Origin of the sequence: Sulfurimonas sp. (assembly GCF_047622445.1) — a bacterium.
In the GTDB taxonomy this organism is placed as follows: Bacteria; Campylobacterota; Campylobacteria; order Campylobacterales; family Sulfurimonadaceae; genus Sulfurimonas.
In genome coordinates, this window is sequence record NZ_JBLHOE010000050.1 from 1 (window position 1) to 25,089 (window position 25,089).

At 32.2% G+C, this 25,089-nt stretch carries 31 protein-coding genes; 28 read left to right on the plus strand and 3 right to left on the minus strand.

What is annotated here, in order from left to right:
• The first annotated feature begins 74 nt into the window (after positions 1–74).
• Entirely contained in the window at positions 75–536 is a 462-nt protein-coding gene (locus ACI9TV_RS11190; RefSeq protein WP_415250884.1) for a hypothetical protein, read from the plus strand.
• A gap of 41 nt (positions 537–577) precedes the next feature.
• On the opposite strand, the gene ACI9TV_RS11195 is transcribed toward ACI9TV_RS11190, so the two are convergent.
• A complete protein-coding gene (locus ACI9TV_RS11195) occupies positions 578–1,486 on the minus strand; it encodes a LysR family transcriptional regulator (protein WP_415250885.1) in 909 nt (302 codons plus the stop codon).
• Between the two features lie 123 nt (positions 1,487–1,609).
• On the opposite strand from ACI9TV_RS11195, the gene ACI9TV_RS11200 reads away from it, so the two are divergent.
• The 27 genes from ACI9TV_RS11200 (at position 1,610) to rplS (ending at position 23,767) form a co-directional block, all read left to right on the plus strand.
• The gene (locus ACI9TV_RS11200) at positions 1,610–3,658 is read left to right on the plus strand and encodes an ATP-dependent helicase (RefSeq protein ID WP_415250886.1); all 2,049 of its coding nucleotides are present in this window, start codon (positions 1,610–1,612) and stop codon (positions 3,656–3,658) included.
• 7 nt (positions 3,659–3,665) lie between these two features.
• A complete protein-coding gene (gene truB, locus ACI9TV_RS11205; RefSeq protein WP_415250887.1) occupies positions 3,666–4,490 on the plus strand; it encodes a tRNA pseudouridine(55) synthase TruB in 825 nt (274 codons plus the stop codon).
• Positions 4,484–4,714, plus strand: a complete 231-nt coding sequence (gene csrA, locus ACI9TV_RS11210) for a carbon storage regulator CsrA (protein ID WP_415250888.1) — start codon at positions 4,484–4,486, stop codon at positions 4,712–4,714. The genes truB and csrA overlap by 7 nt, the downstream gene beginning before the upstream one ends.
• Positions 4,715–4,725: 11 nt before the next feature.
• Positions 4,726–5,538, plus strand: a complete 813-nt coding sequence (locus tag ACI9TV_RS11215) for a 4-(cytidine 5'-diphospho)-2-C-methyl-D-erythritol kinase (RefSeq protein WP_415250889.1) — start codon at positions 4,726–4,728, stop codon at positions 5,536–5,538.
• Positions 5,539–5,559: 21 nt separating this feature from the next.
• Positions 5,560–6,894 carry a hypothetical protein gene (locus ACI9TV_RS11220; RefSeq protein WP_415250890.1) on the plus strand — a complete coding sequence of 445 codons (1,335 nt, stop codon included), beginning with the start codon at positions 5,560–5,562 and terminating at the stop codon, positions 6,892–6,894.
• Between the two features lie 67 nt (positions 6,895–6,961).
• Complete coding sequence (locus ACI9TV_RS11225) at positions 6,962–7,195, plus strand: hypothetical protein (protein ID WP_415250891.1); 234 nt, start codon at positions 6,962–6,964, stop codon at positions 7,193–7,195.
• A complete protein-coding gene (locus tag ACI9TV_RS11230) occupies positions 7,192–7,461 on the plus strand; it encodes a type II toxin-antitoxin system RelE family toxin (RefSeq protein ID WP_415250893.1) in 270 nt (89 codons plus the stop codon). Before ACI9TV_RS11225 ends, ACI9TV_RS11230 begins: the two co-directional genes overlap by 4 nt.
• A gap of 12 nt (positions 7,462–7,473) precedes the next feature.
• Positions 7,474–7,926: an SsrA-binding protein SmpB gene (gene smpB / locus ACI9TV_RS11235; RefSeq protein WP_415250894.1), complete on the plus strand. Its 453-nt coding sequence runs from the start codon at positions 7,474–7,476 to the stop codon at positions 7,924–7,926.
• A complete protein-coding gene (locus tag ACI9TV_RS11240; protein ID WP_415250895.1) occupies positions 7,926–8,798 on the plus strand; it encodes a M23 family metallopeptidase in 873 nt (290 codons plus the stop codon). Before smpB ends, ACI9TV_RS11240 begins: the two co-directional genes overlap by 1 nt.
• A gap of 3 nt (positions 8,799–8,801) precedes the next feature.
• A complete protein-coding gene (locus ACI9TV_RS11245) occupies positions 8,802–9,410 on the plus strand; it encodes a tetratricopeptide repeat protein (protein ID WP_415250896.1) in 609 nt (202 codons plus the stop codon).
• 3 nt (positions 9,411–9,413) lie between these two features.
• Positions 9,414–10,136 (plus strand): Nif3-like dinuclear metal center hexameric protein, encoded by a 723-nt coding sequence (locus ACI9TV_RS11250; protein WP_415250897.1) that lies wholly within the window; start codon positions 9,414–9,416, stop codon positions 10,134–10,136.
• 16 nt (positions 10,137–10,152) lie between these two features.
• Positions 10,153–10,866, plus strand: a complete 714-nt coding sequence (locus ACI9TV_RS11255) for a zinc ribbon domain-containing protein (protein ID WP_415250898.1) — start codon at positions 10,153–10,155, stop codon at positions 10,864–10,866.
• Between the two features lie 5 nt (positions 10,867–10,871).
• Positions 10,872–12,035 (plus strand): lipid IV(A) 3-deoxy-D-manno-octulosonic acid transferase, encoded by a 1,164-nt coding sequence (waaA, locus tag ACI9TV_RS11260; protein ID WP_415250899.1) that lies wholly within the window; start codon positions 10,872–10,874, stop codon positions 12,033–12,035.
• Entirely contained in the window at positions 12,036–12,770 is a 735-nt protein-coding gene (locus ACI9TV_RS11265; protein ID WP_415250900.1) for a pseudouridine synthase family protein, read from the plus strand.
• Positions 12,771–13,230: 460 nt separating this feature from the next.
• Positions 13,231–13,677, plus strand: a complete 447-nt coding sequence (locus tag ACI9TV_RS11270) for a DUF4395 family protein (protein ID WP_415250901.1) — start codon at positions 13,231–13,233, stop codon at positions 13,675–13,677.
• Positions 13,678–13,700: 23 nt separating this feature from the next.
• Positions 13,701–13,931, plus strand: coding sequence for a DUF2061 domain-containing protein (locus ACI9TV_RS11275; RefSeq protein WP_415250902.1), 231 nt, complete (start codon positions 13,701–13,703; stop codon positions 13,929–13,931).
• Between the two features lie 9 nt (positions 13,932–13,940).
• Positions 13,941–14,657 (plus strand): phosphoadenylyl-sulfate reductase, encoded by a 717-nt coding sequence (locus ACI9TV_RS11280; protein ID WP_415250903.1) that lies wholly within the window; start codon positions 13,941–13,943, stop codon positions 14,655–14,657.
• Between the two features lie 20 nt (positions 14,658–14,677).
• A complete protein-coding gene (gene cysD / locus ACI9TV_RS11285) occupies positions 14,678–15,589 on the plus strand; it encodes a sulfate adenylyltransferase subunit CysD (RefSeq protein ID WP_415250904.1) in 912 nt (303 codons plus the stop codon).
• Position 15,590: 1 nt separating this feature from the next.
• Entirely contained in the window at positions 15,591–17,000 is a 1,410-nt protein-coding gene (gene cysN / locus ACI9TV_RS11290; protein WP_415250905.1) for a sulfate adenylyltransferase subunit CysN, read from the plus strand.
• 9 nt (positions 17,001–17,009) lie between these two features.
• Positions 17,010–18,602 (plus strand): nitrite/sulfite reductase, encoded by a 1,593-nt coding sequence (locus tag ACI9TV_RS11295; RefSeq protein ID WP_415250906.1) that lies wholly within the window; start codon positions 17,010–17,012, stop codon positions 18,600–18,602.
• 4 nt (positions 18,603–18,606) lie between these two features.
• Positions 18,607–19,881, plus strand: a complete 1,275-nt coding sequence (cobA, locus tag ACI9TV_RS11300) for a uroporphyrinogen-III C-methyltransferase (protein ID WP_415250907.1) — start codon at positions 18,607–18,609, stop codon at positions 19,879–19,881.
• A 126-nt stretch (positions 19,882–20,007) separates the two neighbouring features.
• Positions 20,008–21,357, plus strand: a complete 1,350-nt coding sequence (ffh, locus tag ACI9TV_RS11305; RefSeq protein ID WP_415250908.1) for a signal recognition particle protein — start codon at positions 20,008–20,010, stop codon at positions 21,355–21,357.
• Positions 21,358–21,718: 361 nt separating this feature from the next.
• Entirely contained in the window at positions 21,719–21,946 is a 228-nt protein-coding gene (rpsP, locus tag ACI9TV_RS11310) for a 30S ribosomal protein S16 (RefSeq protein ID WP_415250909.1), read from the plus strand.
• Positions 21,947–21,948: 2 nt separating this feature from the next.
• Positions 21,949–22,185 carry a KH domain-containing protein gene (locus tag ACI9TV_RS11315; protein WP_415250910.1) on the plus strand — a complete coding sequence of 79 codons (237 nt, stop codon included), beginning with the start codon at positions 21,949–21,951 and terminating at the stop codon, positions 22,183–22,185.
• Entirely contained in the window at positions 22,169–22,711 is a 543-nt protein-coding gene (gene rimM, locus ACI9TV_RS11320) for a ribosome maturation factor RimM (protein WP_415250911.1), read from the plus strand. Before ACI9TV_RS11315 ends, rimM begins: the two co-directional genes overlap by 17 nt.
• 1 nt (position 22,712) lies before the next feature.
• A complete protein-coding gene (gene trmD / locus ACI9TV_RS11325) occupies positions 22,713–23,411 on the plus strand; it encodes a tRNA (guanosine(37)-N1)-methyltransferase TrmD (RefSeq protein WP_415250912.1) in 699 nt (232 codons plus the stop codon).
• Positions 23,408–23,767: a 50S ribosomal protein L19 gene (gene rplS / locus ACI9TV_RS11330; protein ID WP_415250913.1), complete on the plus strand. Its 360-nt coding sequence runs from the start codon at positions 23,408–23,410 to the stop codon at positions 23,765–23,767. The genes trmD and rplS overlap by 4 nt, the downstream gene beginning before the upstream one ends.
• A gap of 152 nt (positions 23,768–23,919) precedes the next feature.
• On the opposite strand, the gene ACI9TV_RS11335 is transcribed toward rplS, so the two are convergent.
• Together ACI9TV_RS11335 and ACI9TV_RS11340 are read right to left on the minus strand one after the other, a co-directional pair.
• Entirely contained in the window at positions 23,920–24,753 is an 834-nt protein-coding gene (locus tag ACI9TV_RS11335) for an IS30 family transposase (protein ID WP_415250914.1), read from the minus strand.
• Positions 24,734–24,889, minus strand: coding sequence for a helix-turn-helix domain-containing protein (locus tag ACI9TV_RS11340; protein WP_415250915.1), 156 nt, complete (start codon positions 24,887–24,889; stop codon positions 24,734–24,736). The genes ACI9TV_RS11335 and ACI9TV_RS11340 overlap by 20 nt, the downstream gene beginning before the upstream one ends.
• Positions 24,890–25,089 lie beyond the last annotated feature (200 nt).

Consider the following 25,089-nt stretch of genomic DNA (forward strand, 5'->3'; position numbering starts at 1 on the left):
AAATTGCCTTACTCAATGCTATGATAGATTTTGATATAATTGCAAGTATAAGTTATAAATATTAAGGATACAACGTGCTAGAGAGCGTAATTAACGATAAAAATTTTGCCTATTTAATGCAAAAAAACATACAAGATATTATTATTCATTTTTTTGAAAAAGAACAAAATTTTGGGATTCTTTGTAAAATAGATGATATAAACTTTAATCCAGAACTTCCATCTGATATAAATGATGAGTTCCGTCCTTTGACACTTTTTTTCTTAGCAGGTTACACTTTTGAAACGGCAAGAATAGAAGAAGATCTACTTGTATTTGAAGCAGGTTTTGGTGGAGATAATTTTGGTAGTGTAGTTTCTGTTCCACTTCTTAGTATTTTACAAGTGATTATTGATGAAACGCCTGTTTTAATTAATCTTGCAAATCCAGGGATCGAAATTGAGGTAAAAGAAGAAAGTATAGACACAAATGGAGTTGATAATTCAATGGCTTCATTTTTGAATAACCCTGAAAATTCAAAGTTTTTAAAAAAATAGTTTACTAAAGTAAAGGTTCTGTAACCTTTACTTTAGATGTATTAAACAGCAACTTTGTTTATAGAGAGTAAGTAGCTTACTACATTATCAACAAATGCATCGTGCTTTCTTTCTTTAAGATATGCAATATAAAACTTTCTTTTAATATTGTTACCTTTGATTCTTGACTCAAAAAGTCTACCTGCTTCGATCTCTGCTTTAATTACGTGGCGAGACATAACAGATGCGATAGGTCTTGGCGCATCTTTTGGTGCATTTAAAATAGTCTCTTTAATAGCTGTAGGACTTGATAGTACACCCATAACACAAAAGTCATCACAAGGAACATTTACTTCCTCAAATGCTTCTGATGTAAGGATTCTTGTGTGAGAATTTTCTTCTCTACAAATCCAATCTAGTGCAAAAAGCTCTTCTGATTTTAGTTGTTTAGGAAGTTGTCTGTTAGAAAAAACAACAAGCTCATCTTCTACCCATTCTCTATAAATGATATTATCTTTAAAAATTGGAGACTCAATAAGTGCAATATCAATCTTTTTATCTTCCAACTGGTCAATGATTTCATTAGAAAGAGCGACATTTAAAAACACTTCATTATCGATTCTATCTTTTATTCCAGATAAGTAGGTTGGAAGGATATAATTTCCAATAGTTGTCGAAGCACCCATAACAAAAGTAAACTCTTTATTCATAATTTTTAAAATTTCTTTCTCACTACTTACAATAGCTTTATCTAATTTTGTAGCGATTCTATAAAGATCTTCACCTTCTTTAGTAAGTAGGATTCCGTTCTTTTTTCTTTCAACAATTCTAGTATCTAAATAATCTTCAATAAACTTTATTTGTTGTGTTACAGCGGGTTGAGAGATACCTAGCTTCGCTGAAGCTTTCGAAAAGCTCTTCTCTTTTATAACCATCAAAAAGGTTTGTAATTTGGCAAAATCTTTTAACATAATAATTCCTATAAGTTCAAGTAATAATGAAAGTATAACTGATAATTATATATAAATCAACACTTTTGTTATAATTTATAAAATTTAAGCTATAATATAATCAATAACAACAAAGTGATGAGAATGGAAAAAATATTTAAAAATTTAAATGAATCGCAGGTTGGTGCTGTTAAAAAGACTGAAGGTCCTGTCCTCATTTTAGCTGGAGCAGGAAGTGGTAAGACTACCACTATAATTTCTCGTTTAGCATACCTTATAGAGGTGCTTGGAATTCCACCATCAAATACATTAACACTTACCTTTACAAATAAAGCCGCAAAAGAAATGAGAGAGCGCTCTCTTGCGATGATTGAAAATATAACGTACCCACCACTTCTTTGTACCTTCCATAAATTTGGTCTTTTATTTTTAAAGTTTAATATCCATCTATTAAAGCGTCAAAATAACTTTGTAGTAATAGACACAGATGATAAAAAAAGAATCATTAAAAAAATAAACTCAGAACTTCCAACACCACTCATAGCAAGTGAAATATCAAGATACAAAAATTCGTTAATTACTCCAGATGAAGCATACAAGCAAGCAGAGCTTTATAACTACCAGCAAATTGCGAAAGTGTATGAAGAGTATGAAAAGTATTTACATGAAAACAATCTTGTAGACTTTGATGACCTTATAGCTTTGACATATAAACTTTTAGATGAAAACCCAGAATTAGCAATGACTACAAGTCAAAAATATCAGTATATCATGATAGATGAGTACCAAGATACAAACGAGTTACAGTTAAAGCTTATTCAAAAACTTTGTTCAGCACATACAAATATTTGTGTTGTTGGGGATGATGACCAAAGTATTTATGGTTGGCGTGGAGCACATATTAGAAATATTATGGAGTTTGACCAAGATTTCAAGGGAACAGAAGTTTTCAAATTGGAAAATAATTACCGTTCTCGTACACCTATTTTAGAAGTTGCAAATTCACTTATTGAACATAATCGTTCTCGGCTTGGTAAAAAACTCATAGCTACACGTGGTGGTGGGGAAGATGTAACAATCTTAAATTCTAACGATGAAAACGAAGAAGCAAGAAAGATAGCAACAAATATTAATAAGCTTTTAGACTCTGGTGTATCTGCAAATGACATTTCAATTTTGTATCGTGTAAATGTTTTGTCTCGTTCTATTGAAGAAGGTTTAAATCGTGCTGGAATTGCGTATAAACTTGTTGGTGGTTTACGCTTTTATGACAGAGCTGAGATTAAGGATTTAATTTCGTATATTCGAGTGATTACAAACTTCCATGATGATTTTTCTTTTAAGAGAATTGTAAATAAACCTAAACGTGGTCTTGGAAAAGCAAGTGTAGACAAGCTTGAAATCGCTGCACTTGGGCAAGAAGTTTCCATTTACCAGTTTATAAAAAACTCTACGTTAGCGGAGTTGGAAGTTTTGGTTAGAAAGAAAAATGCAGCTACACTCAAAGACTTTATTGAAAAAATTGAGACTGTTTCAAAAGCTGTGCAAGAGTCTAGTTATGAATTTATAGATATATTAGAAGAGACTTTTCATCTGAAAGACATCTACAAAGGTATGCAAGATGAACAAGATAGAGTTCTCAATATGGATGAATTTTATGGTCTCTTTCGTGATTTTATAAAAAAAGATCCAGCTTCTGGACTCGATGCATTTTTAAATGAGTTGACACTTCAAAGTGAACAAGATCAGGTAGAAGGGGAGTCTATCTATATGATGAGTATCCATGCTTCAAAAGGTTTAGAGTTTGAACATGTTTTTATCATTGGGCTAGAAGAGGGTTTTTTACCGTTAGTAGGAGATGGAAGTGACTTAGAAGAGGAAAGACGTTTAGGTTATGTTTCTTTTACTCGTGCAAAAGAGACACTTACTCTCTCTCATGCTGGAAGTCGTTTTTATAAAGGTCGTAGAAGTGATTTACAAAAAAGTAGATTTTTTAATGAAGCAGGACTATGTGCTGGTTCTTTAATAGTAGAAAAAAATACAGCCTTTAAAAAAGGTGATTTAGTGCGTCATAAAATCTTTGGAACTGGTCGTGTAACAGGGGTCAGTAAATCTGGACGAGAATTTAAACTAAGTATAAATTTTGCTGGAAATAAAAAAGACATTTTGGCTTCATTTATAGAAAGATTATAGTTTTCATATGAATAAACTTTTCGTTGCCTATAAACCCTCCGGAATAAGTTCAAACTTTTTTCTCTCAAGACTAAAAAGAAAGTACAACAATAAAAAAGCTGGATTTACAGGAACACTTGACCCTTTTGCAAAAGGTGTACTTATTATAGGTATGGGTTCTCATACTAAGCTTTTTCGCTTCTTAGATAAAACACCAAAAACATACAGAGCTACGCTTTGGCTAGGTGCTCATTCAGACAGTCTTGACACAGAGTTGATAGATTTAGTAGAAGAAATTGAAGAGTTAGATGAAACTGAAGTAGAAAATACGGTGAAGTCATTAGAGGGAGAGTTAGAGTATGAACCCCCTATATTTTCAGCAAAACGCATAGATGGAAAACGTGCTTATGATTTAGCACGTGCTGGAAAAGAGGTAGTTTTAAATAAAATAAATTCTACTATATATGAATCTAAACTCATTCATTATAAACATCCTTTTGTGACTTTTGAAGCAACTGCTTCAGAGGGTACATACATCCGCTCTTTAGGCCGCATAATAACTGAGAGGCTCGGAGTGACTAACGGAAGCTTAAGTGCTTTAGAGAGGCTTAATGAGGGTAGTTTTGTTTATGATGGTGAAGTAGCACTAGACATAAAAAAATCCCTCAATATTCCTTTAAATGTTTACACAGGCGACGCAGAAAATATTCAATATGGAAGAGTTCTTGCTTTAAGTGATTTAGAAATACAAGAGAATGGAACATACTGGCTTGATAATGGAGATAATATCTCGATTCTAAGTATAGAAAATGAAAATGTAAAATACGAATTAGGTAGGATATTCACATGTTAGTATTAGCTAGAAAAGAGGGAGAGTCTATTGTTATTGGCGATAATATTATCATTAAAGTTATATCTATTGAAAAAGGTGTAATAAAATTTGGGATAGATGCTCCAAAGTCTATACCAATTATGAGAAGTGAACTTCTTGAAGATGTGAAAGAGTCAAATATTGCAGCATCAAAAGAGGTAGATTCAAGTATCCTGAGTAAACTTAGCCAACTTATATCAAAGTAAATTGAGACCTTATGAAAGTCTATAAAGCCTACGCAAAAGTTAACATCTTTTTAAAAATCACAGGACTTCGTGATAATTACCATGAAATCATTTCTAGATTTATGCGAGTAGATTCTTTATATGATGAACTTTCATTTATTTCAAAAGAGAAATGTGGTGGAAAGTCTGAGAGTTTTTGTATACTAGGCGACTTTTCTTGCGAGACACAACAAAACACAATTTACAAAGCCTACTTTGCCCTCAAAAAAGCAACTGGCTCTCAACAGTTAGAACAATTAATGCGTACTCATGGCGTTGAAGTTAAAAAATCTATCCCAGCTTTTGCAGGTCTCGGTGGTGGAAGTTCTGACGCTGCAACATATCTAAAAATGTGTAACGAAGTACTTCACCTAGGTTTAAGTACAAATGAATTAGCTCTCATAGGTTTAGAAGTAGGTGCAGATGTTCCATTTTTTATATACGGATATAAGAGCGCCAATGTTAGTGGAATTGGTGAAGTAGTTGAAGAATTTAAAGAAGAACTCCTTGATATTGAGACCTACACACCAGATGTGAAGATATCTACTCCAAAAGTATATAAAACATACAGAGAAGATTTTTATCTACCAGTAGATGGTTTTGAGCGAGAAAGACTAAAGAAAGTTACATCTCAAGAAGTTTTAAATACTATGGATGTAAAAGAAGCAAATGATTTGTATGCCCCAGCATTAAAAGAGTATAAACAATTAGAGTCTCATTACAAAGCAGGCTATCACTTTAGTGGAAGTGGAAGTAGCTTTTTTAGGGTGTTAAAAACTAATGCTATCACAGTTAGTAGAGCGTAAAAATTTGTCTAAGTTATTGGAATGAAAGAAAATAAATATCTTACAAAGTTTGAACCAGAAAATTATATTAAGGGCGATGATTTAATTTCGGAATCTGAACCAAATATTACGATATGTGGACATACAGTTACTTTTTCAAATTTAGAATTTGATGAAAAAGTAAAAATAAATACTTATTGTTTAGTACTTTCACAAGATGAAAAATGTAAAACTATAGATAATGAAATTTATAGATTCCAACATCATTATCAGGATGGAGTAAACACTTTAGAATTTGAAAAGATGGATTATGACTTTAGTGGATGTAAATTTAACGATGAAGTACACTTTAACTTACCTGAAAATTGTGCAATAGATGTAGCTGGTTCTATATTTGAAGAACATTTTTATATAAATAATGAATATTATTTTGATGAGAAAAAAATTAGTATTAATCAAATAAGAATAAAAAATTCAGTATTTAAGCGAGATTTTTGTGTTTATAAAGCGTGCATTAATGAGATTGAGATTGAGAATGTTGATTTTCAATCATTATCAGAGTTTAATGAAGTTGAATTTAAAAATAAATTTAATTTAAGCGAAATAACATACAAGGATTTTTCTTTATTTGATAAATGTATATTTCATACTAAAGCGCAATTTGAATATATTATTTTTGAAAAATTTACCTCATTTAGAGAATCAGTATTTAAGAATGGAATTAATTTAGACTATACGTCTAGTGATAAAGAGATACATTTTTTTGGAATAAAAGGACTTGACACTAACTCTTCAAAAGAGAATACTTCTCAGGAAACATATCGAACAATTAAACATAACTTTGAAAAGCTTGGAAATAAAATTGAAGCAAATAAATACCATGGTTTAGAACTTGATCAGCAAAGAAGAAAATTAGAAAAAGATAAGTTTGAAAATTGGCGAGAATATTTTGTATTCAAATTACATGATTTAAGTTCAGAACACTCAACGAATTGGTTTTTACCAATATCTTGGGTGGCTTTTATAGGTTTCATGAGTACATTTGCAATGAAATCATTTTTACTTATTTTGATAGGACTACCTACCGTGTATTTGTTCGTAGCAGCTATTTCAAATGATAAAAGTTATAGATTGATGAGCTCTTTAGGATTATTTACTGTAGGTGTTTTTTTGACAAATATTGTATATGAAAATTATTTTAGTTGGAGTGATGTTGTTAAGAATATGTCCTTGATTAGTTTAGAAACTATGGTAAATGGGGCTAATGTTCAATCTAGAGGTGTTTATGATTTACTAATTATATTTTTGAATAAAATATTTTTAGGTTACTTATACTACCAATTTTTAATGTCTGTTAGAAAAGACACGAGAAAGTGATGGGAAGTAATTGACAATATATCTAAAAAGATATATAATTGTATATCTAAATTGAAGGTTATTCGATATGGCAACAGTAAAAAAATTATTATCATTAGATGCGTCAATTGCAAAAGAGCTGGAAAATGTCTCTTTAGCTTTACATAAAAGTCAAAAAGAGGTTGTTGAAACTGCTTTGGACTTTTATTTTGATTATACTGATAGCGTTGTAGCGGATAGTGTTATTAAAGAGATAGAGGCCGGTAGTATGAAAGTACACTCGAGTGAAGATGTTTATGCAGAGTTAGGCATCGAGATTTGAATGTTAGGTACTCAGATAAATCAGTTAAAGATTTAAAATCTTTTTCTCATCCTGATAGAGTCTTAATCGCAAAAAAGATTCATTATCTAGCAGATAATTTTGAGTTACTTAGAAGCACAAAAAAAGTAACAGAGCTCAAAGGAAGTGAGTTTGACTCTGTTTATAGATTTGTAGTAGCGAAAAAAATAAGAGTACTTTTTAAGATAGAAAATGATGAAATTATTTTACTTATTCTTAGAGTGGGCTCAAGAAAAAATATATATTAAGTTGGGAAGAACATGGGTGAAACAGTAGCAAAAAATAAAAAAGCTTATCATGATTTTTTTATAGAAGAAAAGTTTGAAGCTGGGATGGTTTTGGCTGGAAGTGAAGTCAAAGGAATCCGTGCTAAGAGAGTAAATCTCAAAGATAGTTTTATCCGTTTTGTAGGAGAGGAAGCATTTCTTTTCAATGCTCACATCGGTAGACTCGATACTACACACCGTTTTTATGGACATGAAGAGAGAGGAAGTAGAAAGCTTCTTTTACATAAAAAACAGATCCAAAGAATGTTAAAAGCAGTCAATCGTGATGGATACACAATAGTTCCATTACAACTCTACTTTAATGCAAGAAACCTTGTGAAAATTCAGATTGCGATTGCAAAAGGAAAGCAGTTACACGATAAACGAAACGACTTAAAAGAAAAAGATCAAAAACGTGATGTTGCACGTGCAATGAAGGATTACTAGTGAAAATACTACTAGCATTTGTTGTTTGTTCTTCACTTCTTTTTTCTTTTAATGTTAAGGTCTCGAATACGAATATAGCTAATGGTGCAACATCTCTTTTTGAATTTAAAAAAGCAAAAGGTTTAAAATATCAAAAACTAACATTAGGTAAGAGAAGTTTTAATGTTTACGAAAATCCATTAGATTCTACAAAAATGTATGCACTCTTACCTATAAGCTACTATGCAAAACCCAGTGAAGAAACTTTAAAAATTACCTATACTAAAGATGGTAAAACAAAAACAAAATCAATGCTAGTACAGGTAAAAGATGGAAATTACAAAAAAGAAAAAATCCAAGTAACAAAGTCTAAGGTAAATCCTAAGGGTAAAAAAGTTAACGATAGAATTAACAAAGAGTACCACGAAGCAATGAACCTTTATTCTACATCTACACAAAAGAATCAACTAAGTTCTGCATTTATTTTACCTATGGAGAGTTTTATTACAAGTGATTTTGGTAAGGCAAGAGTATATAATGACACGCTAAAAGGTTACCATAGTGGAACGGACTTTCGTGCAAAAGTGGGAACTCCAATTATCGCGAGTAATGAGGGTGTAGTTGCTTTGGTAAAGGACAGGTTCTACTCTGGTGGTACTGTAATTATTGATCATGGACAAGGGATATATACGTGTTATTATCATATGAGTGCATTTTCAGTGAAAAAAAATCAGTATATTGAAAAAGGTGAAGTGATTGGACTCTCGGGAAAGAGTGGAAGGGTAACCGGACCTCATTTACACTTTTCTGTTAGAGTAGGTGGAGTACAAGTTGATCCACTTCAATTTGTTGAACTTATAAATAACAATATTTTAAATAAAAAGGAACTATAAATTATGTCTATATTTCAATTACTCATGCTTGGAGCTTCGGCTTTTTTTGCATTTAAAATTTACGAACATATTCAAACACTCCAAGACCCAAAAGAATCTAACAACGATACATATGCTGTAGATGAAGAAGAAAAAACGGCTGATACATTTTCCCCCTTTTCTCCAGAAGCTTTACTTGAAAAAGCAGACACCGCATATGAAGAGGGTGATAATCAAAAAGCATTAGCACTATTACATGAGGCTAATGCGAAAGATGCGAATAACGAAGAGATACTTTTTAAAATCGCGTATATTTTTCAAAAAAGTGGAGATAACGAAGAAGCACTAAAATATTATAAAGATGCACTTTCTCTTGATAAAAAGAACGAAGTTATCCACAACGCTTTGGCTTCACTTTTTCGCGCTCGTGGCGAATTTACTTCTGCAAAGATTCATATTAAAGCTTCTTTAGATATTGATTCTGAGAACCCTGTTACATATTATAATTATGGAAATCTTTTAGTAGATACTGAAAATAAAGAAGAAGCAAAAGAGATGTACACTAAAGCACTTGAACTCAATCCTGATTTTGATGAAGCTCGGGTTGAATTGGATAAGTTAAACGAGGAATAGTAAATGAATATTTTAGAAATATATAAATTTTTGGACAAACTTTCTCCTTTTGAATTACAAGAATCATGGGATAACTCTGGTCTTTTGATAGGTGAATTTTCTCAGGATATTCAACAAATCGCACTCAGTATAGATATAGATGAAGCACTTATAGATTCTCTGAAAAAAGACACTCTTTTGATTACGCATCACCCCATTATTTTTGGTGGATTAAAGCAGTTGGAATTTAGTAAATATCCTGCAAATTTAATCAAAAAAATGATACAAAAAAATATTTCAAATATTGCGATGCATACAAATTTTGATCAAACTCACCTCAATAATTATGTAGCCGAAGAAGTTTTAGGATACAAAATTATAAAAAAAGATGGATTTGTTGCATACTTAGAAATAAACGAAGATTTTGACACATTTACGAAGAAAGTATCACGTGCTTTTGGACTCCCTCATGCAAAATGTGTAAAATGCTCGGAAATAGTGAAAATAGCGGCATTAACGACGGGTTCAGGCTGTTCACTTATGAAGTCAATTCAGGCAGATTGTTTCTTGACGGGCGATGTGAAATACCATGATGCAATGGAAGCAAAAAGTATAAATTTATCTTTAATTGACATTGGTCATTATGAAAGTGAACACTTTTTTGCTCAAATTATGCTTAAACATTTGAAAAATTTAGGTTTAGAAGTTATAATTGCATCATCAAAGAATCCGTTCACGTATATATAATCCAAAAAGGAACCTAATGAACCAACATCTTAAGCAGTTAATCGACCTTTCTAAAGTAGATAAAGAAATCGATGCGTTTGAACCTCAAATAGAAGAAGCAAATTACAATTATGAAGCAGCTTTAGCAAAAACTAAAAGTATCGAATCAGATATTGAAAATTTAACAAATGAAATCAAAGACGAAGAGCTTAAAAAGGCGAAGAATGAACTTCACCTTGCTGAACTTTCTCAAAAACTTGAAGATAATTCTAAAAAAAGCGGTGACATAAAAACTGAACGTGAAATGAAATCACTCCAACTTGAAGAAGAGATTGCAAAAGAACAAGTTACATTTGCAAATGAAGAAATTGATAGATTAGAAAAAATCATCGAAGCTAAGAAAGAGCAAATTGAAGCTGCAAAGGTTACTTTAGTTGAATTTACTTCAAACTTAGAGTCTGTAAAAGCTGATGTTGATAAAAAGTTAGCTGTTATCAATAAACAAAGACAAGCTGTATTTGTTTCAAAAGAAAAACTTTTAGGTGCTGTAAATCAAAAAGGTTTAGCATTTTATCAAAAGATTCGTCGCTGGGCTAAAAACTCGACTGTTGTTGTAGTTGAGGAGCAAGCATGTATGGGTTGTCATATGATTATTAGTGATAAAATTTATGCAGATGTAATTAAAGCAGAAGATATTACAACATGTCCACATTGTGGTCGTATTCTTCATGTGGAAGCTGCGTCAGAATAGGTAAAATGCCTTTTAGTATTTTCTACTTCACCTTAAGTGCTGTGCTATATATTTTAGCATTACCACTTTTGGTTTTTTTATCCTTCAAGCCTAAGTACAAAGAATCAATCCCTTCACGTTTTTTTCTTTTTAATAATCCACGTTTTACAGATGAAAATGGTATATGGTTTCATGTCTGCTCTTTTGGTGAAGCACGGGCATTAAAGCCTATTTTAAAAGATTTAAAATCTGAAGATATAAAGATAAGTACAGTAACTCATACTGGACAAGCAATGGCTAAAGGCTATGACGCAGATGTGCGTTATTTACCGTATGAATTGTTTATTCCTTTTTGGGTAAAGAAGCAAAAAGTTCTTGTAGTTTTAGAAGCTGAATTTTGGTACATGCTTTTTGCTGTTATGAGTGCAAGAGGTACAAGGGTAATTTTACTTAACGCTAGAATCTCTGAAAAGAGTGCGAAAAAATATTTACAAATTGCTTGGTTCTATAAAAAGATGTTGGCTAAAGTGGAAATTATTTATGCGCAAAGTGAAGGCGATAAAAATAGATTTTTAGCGCTTGGTGCAAAAAATATTGAAGTCATTGGAAATATTAAACTTGCAGGTAAAATTACGAAGACCAAAGAATATGAAAAGCCAAATACGGAAGTAATTGTAGCTGGAAGTACACATGAGACTGAAGAAGAATCGATTTTAAAGTCTTATGTAGAGTATAGAAAACAATCAGATGCAAAGCTCATAATAGTTCCAAGACATCCTGAGCGATTTGATGCTGTTTACGAGTTGATGCATCAGTATGCAAGTATTCATCAGTTTTCACTTTCTAGATTTTCAAAAGCTAATAATTTTGAAGCAGATATGATTCTTATAGATGCAATGGGTGAACTAAATAATATTTACGCGATTAGTGATATCGCGATAGTTGGTGGGGCATTTAAAGAAGGTATCGGTGGACATAATCCACTAGAACCTGCACATTTTGGATGTAAGATAATTACAGGTAAACACTTTCATGACCAGAGAGAGTTGTATAAATATGTACACCATGTTCAGTATGTTGAACGTGAGGAGATACATAAAGCTTTGATATCAAGTAAAGATTTACCACCTTCTATGGTGGAAGAGACAATAAATTTAGAAACAGTAATAAATAAAATTAAGGAGCCCTAAGTGGCGACAGAAAAAGCATATAAAATATTAGCAACACAAGAAGGAATTTCAAATTCTCAAGCTAAATCTATGATTGATAGAGGTTTAGTATACGTTGGAAATAAAAAAGTGATGATAGCACGTGGTGAAATAGATGCAAAAACTATATTTCGTGTTATTAAGATTGAAAAAGCAAAACCAATTTTTGAAAATGATGATTTGATTGTTGTAGACAAACCTGCATATGTTAATTCAGATGAGATAGAAAGACAGTTGAAGCCAGCAGTTTTACTTCACCGACTAGATCGTGAAACAAGTGGTGTTCTAATGCTCGTTAAAAACGAAGAGTTTCGTGAAAAAGCTATTGCAGAGTTTAGAAAAGATAATGTATATAAAGAGTATATCGCATGGGTTGAAGGAATTATCTCAGAGCCTATAGAAGTAGATAAAGCGATTTTAACACAAAAGAAAAATAACAAAGCATACTCAAACGTTTCGGGAAAAGGAAAACCAGCAAGAAGTGAATTTTTCCCAGATATAGTAAGTGCAAATAAAACAAAGATAAAATGTATTATTCACCACGGACGTACACACCAGATTCGTACGCATCTTCGATATATAGATCATCCAATTGTTGGAGATGAACAATATGGTGGAAGACGTGCAAAAAGAGTTATGCTTCACGCTCATAAAGTAAGATTACTTGGTTTTGAGTTTGTGGCTAAAGAGCCTAAGATGTTTACTGATTTTCAATAATATATTATTTAATTTTTAGAAGACAAAATGTAAAAAGTAATTTTTGCATTTTACTACTAGTATCATTTTACCTTCAAACAGATGATACTAAAATACATACAAGAACAATGGCACCTACCTCAATATATTCAGATACGTTATTATCCTAAATTTTAATTCCAAGTACTTATTTTCCTGAAGTTCTAGCAATAGTTTTAGCGACCTAAACTATTTTTTCAGTTTTTCAGTACAAAATATTTCGAAGATTTTTCATAGACATTTATAAGAAAATCTTTTATTACCCCTGGTAGAGTACATGCTTTGTTTTATTTCATTTACTTATAATACTTAATTAAGTTTTAAATCTATAAATTAATTTTATAGCCCCTTGCAAAGATATAATATATTAGGTTATATTTCTAAAATAAGATGAATGAATAATCATTCATCTTAATATAAAGTCTAAGATAGGAGTTGAAAAATGAGTAATATAATGGATATAAAATATGGAATGCTTGATGAAAATCAAACACGTATCGTAGCTACATTAGTAGTAATTACAATAGTTGCTTATCTCTTTTTAGGCTATATAGGTTTGTTGATGTTATTGGCTTACCATTTCTTTATTGGATTATGTGAAACACCTTTACTTAGTCCTTTAGAAGTAATAGCAACGAAAGTATCTTTATTATTTAGTAATAAAAAAAATAAAAAAAATATGTTAGAAAAAGAATTTGCTACACACCTTGCACTTATAGTAGTGACTATATCTATAGTCCTAGCAGTCTTGGAATATAGCATATTGTCTTCTATTTCAATCTTATTGTTGGCAGTATGGAAAATGATGGAAATGCAGAAAAATGTATGTTTTGGTTGTAAGCTGTACGAATTTATAGAGAGAAAGGGAATTAAAATAATTTCCTTATAAGTATTGAAAAAGAAGAGAACAAAATGAAAGAAAAAGCATATAGATCGGTTGTAAAAACAATCTCATGGAGAACAATTGGAACACTGGATACTGTAGTCATCTCGTATATCATCACGGGTGATTTGAAAATGGCTGCATCAATTGGTTCAATTGAACTTTTTACTAAAATGATTTTATATTATTTTCATGAAAGAGCATGGAATAAAATCAGTTTAGGGAAGCATACGCCAAATAAAAATGATTATGTTATATAGGAGAAAAAAATGAATGATATACTCAATCAAGATTTGATGGACAAATTAAATGAAATGTTTAAAGATGAGTCTGCTTATAGAATGTTGGCATATTTTTTAAATACATACCAAGGCAAAATAGGACTTTCATCAAGTTTTGGCGTAGAAGATCAGGTCTTAACAGACATGATTTCTAAAATAGATAATACTGCATCTATTTTTACACTCGATACAGGGCGATTACATCCTGAGACTTATGATGTAATGGATGCAACAAATTTAAAGTATAAGAGAAAAGTTGATGTCTATTTCCCAGATACATCAAGTGTTGAAAAACTTTATAAAACTCAGGGAATAAATGGGCATTATGAAAGTATAGAAAAAAGAAAGAATTGCTGTTATATAAGAAAAATTGAACCTTTACGTAGAGCACTTAAGGGCTTAAATATATGGATTACAGGATTGAGGGCAGATCAAAGTGTCACGAGAACAAGAACACCTTTTATCGAATATGATGACAATTTTAATATCATTAAATTGAATCCACTTATGGATTGGAGTGAAGATGATGTTTGGAAGTATATAAAAGAACATAATGTTCCATATAACAAATTACATGATCAAGGTTTCCCAAGTATAGGGTGTGCACCTTGTACAAGAGCTGTAGAAGATTCTGAAGATATACGAAGTGGTAGATGGTGGTGGGAGAACCCAGAACATAAAGAGTGTGGATTACACGCAAAATAAATTTAAAAGGAGATTACAAAATGTTAAGTACGCAAAGGTTGACACACCTAAAACAGCTTGAAGCTGAATCAATACATATTATTAGAGAGGTTATCGCTGAGTTCGATAATCCAGTTATGATGTATTCAGTAGGTAAGGATTCTGCTGTTATGTTACATCTAGCATTAAAAGCTTTCGCGCCTGGAAAATTACCATTTCCTCTACTTCACGTAGATACAAAATGGAAATTTAAAGAGATGATTGAATTTAGAGATAAAAGAGCAGCGGAGGAAGGTTTTGAATTATTAATTCATACCAACCCCGAAGGTATAGAAAAAAACGTTGGACCATTTACACATGGAAGTGCAGTACATACTGACATCATGAAAACGCAGGGTTTAAAGCAAGCGCTTAACAAATATAAGTTTGATGCTGTGTTTGGTGGAGCCAGAAGAGATGAAGAAAAATCTCGCGCAAAAGAGAGAATTTATTCTTTTAGAGATAAAAATCATAGATGGGATCCAAAAAACCAAAGACCAGAACTTTGGAATTTATATAATGCAAGAGTGCATAAAGAAGAATCTATTAGAGTTTTTCCTATTTCAAACTGGACTGAACTTGATGTTTGGCAGTATATTCACCTTGAAGGCATCCCTATTGTGCCATTATATTTCGCAGCTCTCCGACCTGTAGTTGAAAAAGATGGTGTGAAAATCATGGTTGATGATGAGAGAATGCCAATAGAAGAAGGTGAAGAGATTAAAGAAGAAATGGTTCGATTTAGAACACTAGGATGTTATCCATTAACAGGAGCAGTAGAAAGTACAGCTACTACATTGCCTGAGATTATTCAAGAGATGTTATTAACCAAAACAAGTGAAAGACAAGGTCGCGTTATTGATAACGATAGCGCAGGATCAATGGAAAAGAAAAAAATAGAGGGGTACTTTTAAGATGTCACAGTTAGAAAAAAAAATACAAAACGATATTGAGGCTTATTTAAAAGAGCATGAAAATAAACAACTTCTTAGGTTTATTACTTGTGGAAGTGTTGATGATGGAAAATCTACTTTAATAGGAAGACTTCTTCATGATTCAAAAATGATTTTTGAAGATCAATTAGCAGCTATTAAAAAAGATTCTAAAAAAACAAATACGACTGATGGTGAATTTGATTTATCATTGTTGGTAGATGGATTACAAAGTGAGAGAGAACAAGGTATTACAATAGATGTTGCCTATAGATATTTTACAACAGATAAAAGAAAGTTTATCATTGCAGATACTCCAGGTCATGAACAATACACAAGAAACATGGCAACAGGAGCGTCAACTGCTGACTTAGCGATAATCCTTATAGACGCAAGGTTCGGAGTGCAAACTCAAACGAGAAGACACTCTTTTATAGCAAAATTATTAGGTATCAAGCACATTATTGTTGCTGTGAATAAAATGGACTTAGTTGATTTTGATGAAAGTAAATACACTGAAATCTGTGAAAGTTATTTAGAATTCTCTAAAGAACTAGGAATGACTTCTGACATCACTTTGATTCCATTGTCTGCTTTAAATGGTGATAACGTTGTAAACATAAGTGATCAGACACCTTGGTATAAAGGTAAAACATTAATGGGATTACTAGAAACAATAAAAATTGATGAAGATAGAGATTTGGTTCACTTTAGAATGCCTGTGCAATACGTAAATAGACCAAATCTAGATTTTAGAGGATTTTGTGGAACTATTTCATCTGGAATTATTCAAAAGGGCGATGAAATAACAGTATTACCTTCAGGGGAAAAATCAACAGTGAAAGAAATAGTCACTTATGATGGTAATCTTGAGCATGCTTATGCACAACAAGCAATTACATTAACTCTAAATGATGAGATTGATATTTCTAGAGGTAATGTAATAGTAAAAAGTGATGAGCAACCTGATTGTGCAGCTAACTTAGATGTTGACATTGTATGGATGAGTGAAGAACCTTTAACTATAGGAAAACAATACTTTATAAAAAGAGCTTCAACGCAAACAGTTGGGACAATAGAGAATTTTTATTATAAAACTGATGTAAATACTTTAAAGCAGACTAGTACAAATGCACTTAATCTTAATGAAATTGCAAGAGCTAAGTTAGATTTAGAACAAAGTATTGCTTTTGATTCTTATGATGAGAACAAAGCTATGGGTTCATTTATTATTATTGACAGAGTTACTAACAATACAGTGGGTGCAGGAATGATAAGAAATAAATCGGACAATCAAGATAAAAAAGAATTAAAGCATTCGGACTTCTTAATTGAATTAAATACCTTGATTAAAAAATATTTTCCGAATGAAAAAAGCAATATTATAGGCTAGGACAAAAAGATGGCAAGAGAAACAGCTGCACAAAGAGTAGAAAGAATTAAAAAGCAAAAGGATGGGCTATCCGTATTAGCGGATATTAAAGAATATGCTACGACAAATAAAGAGATAGACCCAGAAGATATAGATAGATTTAAATGGTACGGTCTTTATACTCAAAATAAAAACTTACAAGATGATAGTGACGATACATTGTATTTCATGTTAAGAGTCAAACTAGAATCAGGAGCTGCAAATATAGAACAATTAAGATGTTTATCAAAAATATCAAAAGAGTTTGCAAGATCTACAGCTGATTTTACAACAAGACAGGATATACAATTTCACTTTATAACAGTGACTAATTTACCTGAAATATTTGTGCGACTCCAGAATGTTGGATTGAGTTCAGTTTTTGCTGCTGGAGATGTACCAAGAAATGTAGTGACATGTCCCGTTAGTGGGATAGATAAAAACGATATATACGATACAACTTTTTTGGCACAGGATATAAATGACTACCTAAATGGTAATACAGAATTAGTTAACCTACCAAGAAAATATAAAATAGGTATATCTGGGTGTGCCAAACATTGTATGGGACATGAAATACAAGATTTATCGTTTACCGCAGTCGAGACTTACGATGAAGTATTGTTTGCAGTGAGTGTAGGTGGTGGATTAGCCTCAAATAAAAAAATAGCACTTCATTTAGGATATGTACTAGCGGAACAAGTTCTTGATACGGTGAAGACAATAAGTCTTATCTACAGAGATCATGGACTCAGAAAAAGTAGAAAGAAAGCTCGATTGGGTCATTTAATTGATGAATGGGGAATAGATAAGTTTAAAATATTTGCACAAGAACAACTAGGATTTAGGTTTATAGAAAAAAAGGTTTTTAAATCCACTCCTTATGCACAAAGAGAACATTTCGGCATTCATGAGTCATCTATACAAAATAAGTCATATATGGGATGTGCTGTTAATGGAGGACATATTGGTGAACAAGGTTTAGCAGATGTAGCGGATATTTTAGAAAAATATAATGCAACAACGATAAAAGCAACGAACACACAGAATTTTATTGTTTTAGATGTTCCCAGTAAAAATGCCCAAATATTGGCTAAAGCATTGTTAGATATCAATATAGAAGCAAATCCAAGCCCATTTAAGGCAAGAACATTATCGTGTACAGGGATAAAATTTTGTAAGTTTGCACTTCTTGAAACTAAGGATCAAGCAATAATTTTAGCTACACACTTGGAAAATAGGTTTCCTGATTTTAAGGAAAATATATCAATATCCTTTAATGGATGTCCAAATTCTTGTGCGCATCCACATATAGTGGACATAGGATTTGTAGGCACAAAAATGAAGGATGAAGAGGGAATTACAGTAGCCGGATTTGAAATTATACTTGCTGGTAATCTAGAAGGGGAAGCTTCAAATTTTGGTTTTAAAACAGGTATAAAAGTATTGCCAAAGTCCATTAACACAACGATAGAGAATATTATTGAGCTCTATCTTAGTAGTGAACAAAATGGTTTACATGATTTTTTAAAAGAGAGTGTAGAAAATGAAAATTTTATTGAGTCATTAGGAGAGGTTGGATAGAGACATGAAGCAAAGACAAACTTTACCTATCTTATTAAAAGGACAACATGTTCTTTTAATTGGTGGAGGGAACGTAGCATTACAAAAAGCGGAAGTTCTCTCAGAAAACAACATCTCTTTTTCAGTTATATCAGAAGAACTACACCCTAAGATAAAACTACTTTGTTCTGATGTACACGTAAAATCCTTCAAATATAAAGATATTCACAATCATCTTGTTGTTATAGACGCAACAGGTAATGATAAAGTAACACAAAAACTTTTGAAGTATAAACAAAAACATGTCTTGTTGTTGAATGTAGTAGATAAACCTATATTGTGTGATTTTTACTTTATGGCATTGACAAAGAATGCCCCTTTACAAATAGCAGTATCAAGTTCTGGTGCTAGTCCTACACTAGCACAACACTTTAGGGATAAGTGTCAAGCGCTTATTCCTGCTGATATGGAAGTATTTCTGGAATCACTACAAGAAAAAAGAGACAATAATAGTATCAATAAAGAAAAAATACTTCAGACAATCAAAAAGATGACAGCACAAATTTATTTGGTTGGGTGTGGATTGGGAGATCCTGAACTACTCACGCTCAAAGCGTACTCTATTATAAAAAACGTTGATGTTGTACTTTATGATCATCTTATAACAGAAGAGATTATGGATCTTGTACCAGAGAGCACAAAAAAGGTTTTTGTAGGAAAGGAAAAAGGCTTTCATAGTAAGTCACAAGAAGAGATAAATGTACTTATGCATAAATATATCCACAAAGGGTACTCTGTTGCACGTTTAAAAAGTGGGGATCCCTTTATATTTGGTCGTGGAGCTGAAGAGTTACTCTACCTAATGCAAAAAGGTATAAAAACTGAAGTAATTCCTGGCATTTCTTCTGCTGTGTCAGGGCCATTAATGGCAAATATTCCCATAACAGCAAGAGATTATAGTAATGGTTTTACTGTGGTTACTGCACACTTAAAAGGGAATGCTATTAACCTTGAATGGGTTCCAATGTTGGAAAACAGAAATCACACACTCATCGTTCTTATGGGACTTACTCGTATAAAAGATATAGTGAATCAGGCAAAAATCTTAAGATTAGAGATGGACACTCCTTGTGCGATTGTTTCCAATGCAAGTAGGAAAAATCAATCTGTAGAGGTGGGTACACTTAGTAACCTGAATATACTTGCTTTGAACGCGCAAAGACCAGCAATTATTGTTTTTGGCAATGTTGTTACTTTTTTAAAAAAGCTAGAAAAAGAGCATGGGAGAAAAGATAAATAAAAGGTTTAAGGGTTTACACCCTGACAGAATTAACATTTTTCTCGCTCCTCTATAAAAAAATAAAGTAAAACTTAGTTATAATTCACCGATTTTATAATCACAAATAAATATAAATAAAGAGATACAATGTTTGATACTTTAACCGATTCGTTTACTAATGCCATCAAGAAAATTCGTTTTCATGATGATGATAAAGCACTCACAAAAGCTTTAAATGAGCTCAAGAAAAACCTTTTAAAAGCAGATGTAAATCATAAAGTTGTAAAAGAATTAATAGCAAAAGTTCAAATAGATACAAAAGAAAAAGGTATTGGTAAAGATCAGTTTCTTGATGCTATGAGAACAGCTCTTTATGAATTACTTGAAATTGGTGGAAGTAAAGGTTTTACTTTTTCTCCAAATCCTCCAACTGTAATCCTTATGACGGGACTTCAAGGTTCTGGTAAAACTACAACTGCAGGTAAACTTGCCGTATATTTAAAAAATAAACAAAAAAAAGTACTTATAGTTGCAGCCGATTTACAACGTTTAGCAGCAGTTGAACAACTTCGTCAAATTACAGCGCAAATAGATGTAGAGCTTTTTGAAGAGACAGATTCTACTAATCCAGTAGAAGTTGTTAAAGCTGCTATGAAATATGCAAGTGATAAAATCTATGATGTAGTTTTAATAGATACAGCCGGTCGTTTAGCTATTGATGATGAGCTTATGGGTGAACTGGATGAAGTGAAAAAAGTTGCAAATCCTCATGAGATTTACTATGTAGCAGATTCATTAACAGGTCAAGACGCAATTAGAACCGCAACTTCATTTAAAGAGAAAATTGGAATAGACGGTGTTATCCTTTCAAAATACGATGGAGATTCTAAAGGTGGTGTAGCTCTTGGATTATCTTCCCAAGTTCAAGTTCCACTTCGTTTCATTGGTAATGGTGAAAAGATGGAAGATTTAGAAGTTTTCATACCCGAGCGTGTTGTAAACCGTCTTATGGGATTTGGAGATATTGAAGGTCTCGCTGAAAAAACTGCTTCTGTTATAGATGAAGCTAGTGCAAAAAGACTTACGAAAAAGATTCAAAAAGGTAAGTTTAACTACAATGACTTTTTAGAACAAATGGAATCTATGAAAAAAATGGGTTCTATGAGTTCTATTATGGGAATGATGCCGGGAATGGGAAATATGTCCAAAGCAATTAAAGACTTTGACTTTGAAAATTCTGGTGAACTTAAAAACATTAAAGCTATGGTTTCTTCTATGACAAAAAAAGAGAGAGAAAACCCAGAGCTTTTAAATAATTCACGTAAAATGAGAATCGCAACTGGTTGTGGACTTACTCAAGTTGAAATTAACCGTATGATTAAACAGTTTAAAAATGCCGGAAAAATGGCGAAAAAATTCTCTGGTAAAAATGGGATGAAGCAAATGCAACAAATGATGGGTCAAATGGGCAGCGGAACAGGTGCTTTACCTCGCTAAAATAAAAATAGCAATGCATTTACTGCGTTGTTACGTTAATTTTTAAACTTAACTAGTTAAAGAATTAATATTCCTAAATTCGCTTGCACTAATAGCGTACTCTCTCACAATTCGTCTTGTAACTAGAACACTCTTTTCATTTTAGGCACTTTAATATTTCTTTGACTTTACATTTAAAATATATCTTGCTATAATTCCACTATCGTAATAACTTCTGAAATAATCCCTCTGTGATTAGAAGGTATCTTGTTTAATCAAGATATAAGACGCCAAAAGGCGGTAAGAGGCACAATAAAACTACTTCTAGTAAATTTATTCTGCAAAAGATACCCCGAAATTTTTATTTAAACAAGGAAACAATATGACAGTAATTAGACTTACTCGTATGGGAAGAAAAAAACAACCATTTTACAGAATCGCAGTAACAGATAGCCGTAAACGTAGAGATGGTGGTTGGATTGAGCTTATTGGACATTATAACCCAATGCCAGTTGAAAAAGTTTTAGTTATTGATAACGAAAGACTTGATTACTGGCTAAGTACTGGTGCTCAAATGAGTGACCGTGTTAAAAAGATAACTGGTCGTTAGTCATGATTTGTGATTTTGTTGCTCAATTTGCAAGACTTATAGCTTCACACCCTGAAGATATAAGAGTTGATGTTAAAGAAGGCGATGAAGTGACAGAGATAGTTCTTTTTGCAAATCAAGCGGACATTGGTAAGCTGATAGGTAAAGAGGGCAAGATGATTGGTGCAATTAAAACTGTCATTTCAGGTTGTAAAGCTAAAGATGGTGTAAGTTACCGTATCAATGTCGAAGCAGTTTAAAGAACAACTCCTTCATATCGCGACTATCGGCAAAACTGTCGGTATTCATGGCGATATGAAATTCCACGATAAATCAGATTTCTCAGAACAATTTTTTGACGGTGCTACTTTTTTTACAAACTTAAAAAAAGAAATTACTTTAGAGGATGTAGACCTAGATAGAGGTGTGATTCGAATTAAAGGTATCAATAGTATAGAAGATGCAAAAAGATTTACAAATGCAAAACTTTTTACAACTCGAGATGAAACGAGAAAAAATTGCCACTTAGAAGAGGGTGAGTTTTTTTGGTTTGATATTGATGATTGTGAAGTTTTTGAAAACGGTATACGTTTAGGTCATGTTCATGAAGTTGAACGTATAGCAATTACAAATTATCTTGCAATGATTACAGATGAAAAGTTAGTTGAAGCAGGACTTCCTAAAACGTTTTTAATTCCATTTGAAGAGCCATTCCGTGAGAGTGTAGATGTAGAGAAAAAAATCATCACTGTAAACGGTGCTATGGATATTTTAGAAGCCTCATAATATGAAATTTACTTTTGTAACACTCTTCGCTAACCTCGTTGAAGGTTATTTCCAAGATTCTATTTTAAAGCGTGCAATCGATAAAAATTTGTTGAGTATAGATTATCTTGATCCAAGAGATTTTTCTCTTAATAAACATTCAAAAGTAGATGATACTGCTGTTGGTGGTGGTGCTGGAATGGTTATGAATCCGCAACCATTATGTGATGCATTGGAGAGTTTAAAAAAAGAAAATCCTGATGTGCATATAGTATTTTTAACTCCTGTTGCAAAACCTTTTAGACAAAATGATGCAAAAAGATTAGCGAAAAAATCGCATATAGCTTTTGTTAGTGGAAGATATGAAGGGATAGATGAAAGAGTTGTTGAAGAGTTTGCAGATGAAGTATTCAGTATTGGTGATTATATATTAACAGGTGGTGAACTTGCATCTCTTGTTCTGTGTGATGCTATAAGTAGAAATATAGAAAGTGTTCTGGGAAATAGCGCTTCTTTAAGTATTGAGAGTTTTGAAAGTGAACTTTTAGAAGCACCATCATTTTCTAAACCAAAAGAATATAGAAATCTAGATGTCCCTAAAGAATATTTAAAGGGAAATCATAGTAAAATTCGCACACTAAAAATAGCCCTGTCCGAATGTAAGACCAAGTTTTTCAGGCCAGAGCAGCTTTTAAAGCATAAAATTAAGGAAAACCTATGAGAAATAAATACATAGAAAATTTTGAAAAAGCACAAACATCTGCGAAAACTATTCCAGATTTTCGTGCTGGTGATACTGTAAATTTAGCAGTAACAATTAAAGAGGGTGAGAAATCTCGTGTTCAGGCTTACGAAGGTGTTTGTATAGCTAGACGTGGTCAAGGTACTGGTGAGACTATCACTGTACGTAAAATTGGTGCTAATGGTATTGGTGTTGAGAGAATTTTTCCAATATATTCAGACTCAATCAACGAAATTAAAGTGATTCGTCGTGGTCGTGTACGTCGTGCGAAATTATTTTACCTTCGTGACCTTGCAGGTAAAAAAGCTCGTATTAAAGAACTTAGAAGAAAATAATCTTCTAGGTCTCCCTAACTTTCTAACATAAGATTATCTTCTCCAGTACTCTCAATATCAAAATCATTTTAACTTATATATAAATTTAATATTATTCATCTAGCTACTATTTAAATCGCCAATTCTAATATCAAGTGCAATTTCCACCTAATTTAACTAGCTAACTTCTTACTCATTTCTCTAAAGAATACTTCATATGGAGTTTTATACTTCAGTACTTTTCTAGGTCTATGATTAAGTCTATTCTGAATCATATTTATTTCATCCTTAGAGACCTTTAAAAATTCACTTTTCTTGGGTAAATATTGTCTAATCAAACCGTTTGTGTGCTCATTTAATCCTCTTTCCCAAGAGTGATATGGATTTGCAAAGTAGAACTTAGTATCCAATGCTGCAAATACTTGCTTGTGATATGCGAATTCTTTGCCATTATCACTTGTGATTGTGTGAGTAATATCTTTGATTGGATAGATCATCTCTATGAGAGCTTGAGTAACAACTGAGGCTTCTTTAGTTGGAACATTCTTGATTATTACGAACTTTGATTTTCTATCAACAACCGTAACTAAAAACCCTTTATGATCTTTACCTACTACAGTATCTATCTCTAGGTCACCAATTCTATTTTTCTTCTCCACTATTTTAGGTCTCTTGTCTATCATGATGCGGTCTATAATAGTTCCTCTAGCCTTGTAGTCATAACTTCTATGATGATACTTTTTGTTTCTGTGCCTGAGATAAGTATAGAGTTTCCCACCATTGAGTTTGTTAGTATAAATGTAGCGATAGATTGTTTCATGAACTACATAAATACCAGTATCACGTTTCATCCTGCCGGATATTTGCTCTGGCGACCAGTCTTGCTTTAGCTTAGCTCTAATGTACTTCTCAACTGCTTTTGTAAGAGAGAAGCGTTTCTTTTTTTCCCTCTCAATTTTAGTGCATTTGACCTGTGCAAATTCTGCATTATCCTCGAACAAAATCACTATTTCTTTTAAATTCTCTACTGATTGTTGATGGATGGACGCCAAGTTCTACTGCTATACTTTTTTGATTCAATCCTGCTTTAATTAAAGCTGATATTTGGTATCGTTTCTCTAGGTTTAACTGTTTATATTTCATGCTACTTCTTTATTTTTTGGTCGAAATAGATTAGCAGGTTTTCAGTTAATCCTATCTTTCAACTTATTTTCAAAAAATTGCACTTGATATTAGAATTGGCGGTGTACTAGTACCTTGCTTCTTGTTTCTACCTATTACTCTTGATCTACTCTTCTTAATTTTTATAGGGGCTACACTTTTTACTTGAATTAGCGAAAGTA

Coding starts and splice junctions, on each gene's coding strand:
- ffh (WP_415250908.1), top strand. CDS start 20,008: ATGTTTGATACTTTAACCGATTCGTTTACTAATGCCATCAAGAAAATT.
- waaA (WP_415250899.1), top strand. CDS start 10,872: ATGCCTTTTAGTATTTTCTACTTCACCTTAAGTGCTGTGCTATATATT.
- ACI9TV_RS11200 (WP_415250886.1), top strand. CDS start 1,610: ATGGAAAAAATATTTAAAAATTTAAATGAATCGCAGGTTGGTGCTGTT.
- ACI9TV_RS11220 (WP_415250890.1), top strand. CDS start 5,560: ATGAAAGAAAATAAATATCTTACAAAGTTTGAACCAGAAAATTATATT.
- cysD (WP_415250904.1), top strand. CDS start 14,678: ATGTTAAGTACGCAAAGGTTGACACACCTAAAACAGCTTGAAGCTGAA.
- rplS (WP_415250913.1), top strand. CDS start 23,408: ATGAGAAATAAATACATAGAAAATTTTGAAAAAGCACAAACATCTGCG.
- ACI9TV_RS11245 (WP_415250896.1), top strand. CDS start 8,802: ATGTCTATATTTCAATTACTCATGCTTGGAGCTTCGGCTTTTTTTGCA.
- ACI9TV_RS11215 (WP_415250889.1), top strand. CDS start 4,726: ATGAAAGTCTATAAAGCCTACGCAAAAGTTAACATCTTTTTAAAAATC.
- ACI9TV_RS11340 (WP_415250915.1), bottom strand. CDS start 24,889: ATGAAATATAAACAGTTAAACCTAGAGAAACGATACCAAATATCAGCT.
- truB (WP_415250887.1), top strand. CDS start 3,666: ATGAATAAACTTTTCGTTGCCTATAAACCCTCCGGAATAAGTTCAAAC.
- ACI9TV_RS11270 (WP_415250901.1), top strand. CDS start 13,231: ATGAGTAATATAATGGATATAAAATATGGAATGCTTGATGAAAATCAA.
- ACI9TV_RS11225 (WP_415250891.1), top strand. CDS start 6,962: ATGGCAACAGTAAAAAAATTATTATCATTAGATGCGTCAATTGCAAAA.
- ACI9TV_RS11250 (WP_415250897.1), top strand. CDS start 9,414: ATGAATATTTTAGAAATATATAAATTTTTGGACAAACTTTCTCCTTTT.
- smpB (WP_415250894.1), top strand. CDS start 7,474: ATGGGTGAAACAGTAGCAAAAAATAAAAAAGCTTATCATGATTTTTTT.
- cobA (WP_415250907.1), top strand. CDS start 18,607: ATGAAGCAAAGACAAACTTTACCTATCTTATTAAAAGGACAACATGTT.
- ACI9TV_RS11315 (WP_415250910.1), top strand. CDS start 21,949: ATGATTTGTGATTTTGTTGCTCAATTTGCAAGACTTATAGCTTCACAC.
- ACI9TV_RS11280 (WP_415250903.1), top strand. CDS start 13,941: ATGAATGATATACTCAATCAAGATTTGATGGACAAATTAAATGAAATG.
- ACI9TV_RS11275 (WP_415250902.1), top strand. CDS start 13,701: ATGAAAGAAAAAGCATATAGATCGGTTGTAAAAACAATCTCATGGAGA.
- csrA (WP_415250888.1), top strand. CDS start 4,484: ATGTTAGTATTAGCTAGAAAAGAGGGAGAGTCTATTGTTATTGGCGAT.
- cysN (WP_415250905.1), top strand. CDS start 15,591: ATGTCACAGTTAGAAAAAAAAATACAAAACGATATTGAGGCTTATTTA.
- ACI9TV_RS11195 (WP_415250885.1), bottom strand. CDS start 1,486: ATGTTAAAAGATTTTGCCAAATTACAAACCTTTTTGATGGTTATAAAA.
- rpsP (WP_415250909.1), top strand. CDS start 21,719: ATGACAGTAATTAGACTTACTCGTATGGGAAGAAAAAAACAACCATTT.
- rimM (WP_415250911.1), top strand. CDS start 22,169: ATGTCGAAGCAGTTTAAAGAACAACTCCTTCATATCGCGACTATCGGC.
- ACI9TV_RS11255 (WP_415250898.1), top strand. CDS start 10,153: ATGAACCAACATCTTAAGCAGTTAATCGACCTTTCTAAAGTAGATAAA.
- trmD (WP_415250912.1), top strand. CDS start 22,713: ATGAAATTTACTTTTGTAACACTCTTCGCTAACCTCGTTGAAGGTTAT.
- ACI9TV_RS11295 (WP_415250906.1), top strand. CDS start 17,010: ATGGCAAGAGAAACAGCTGCACAAAGAGTAGAAAGAATTAAAAAGCAA.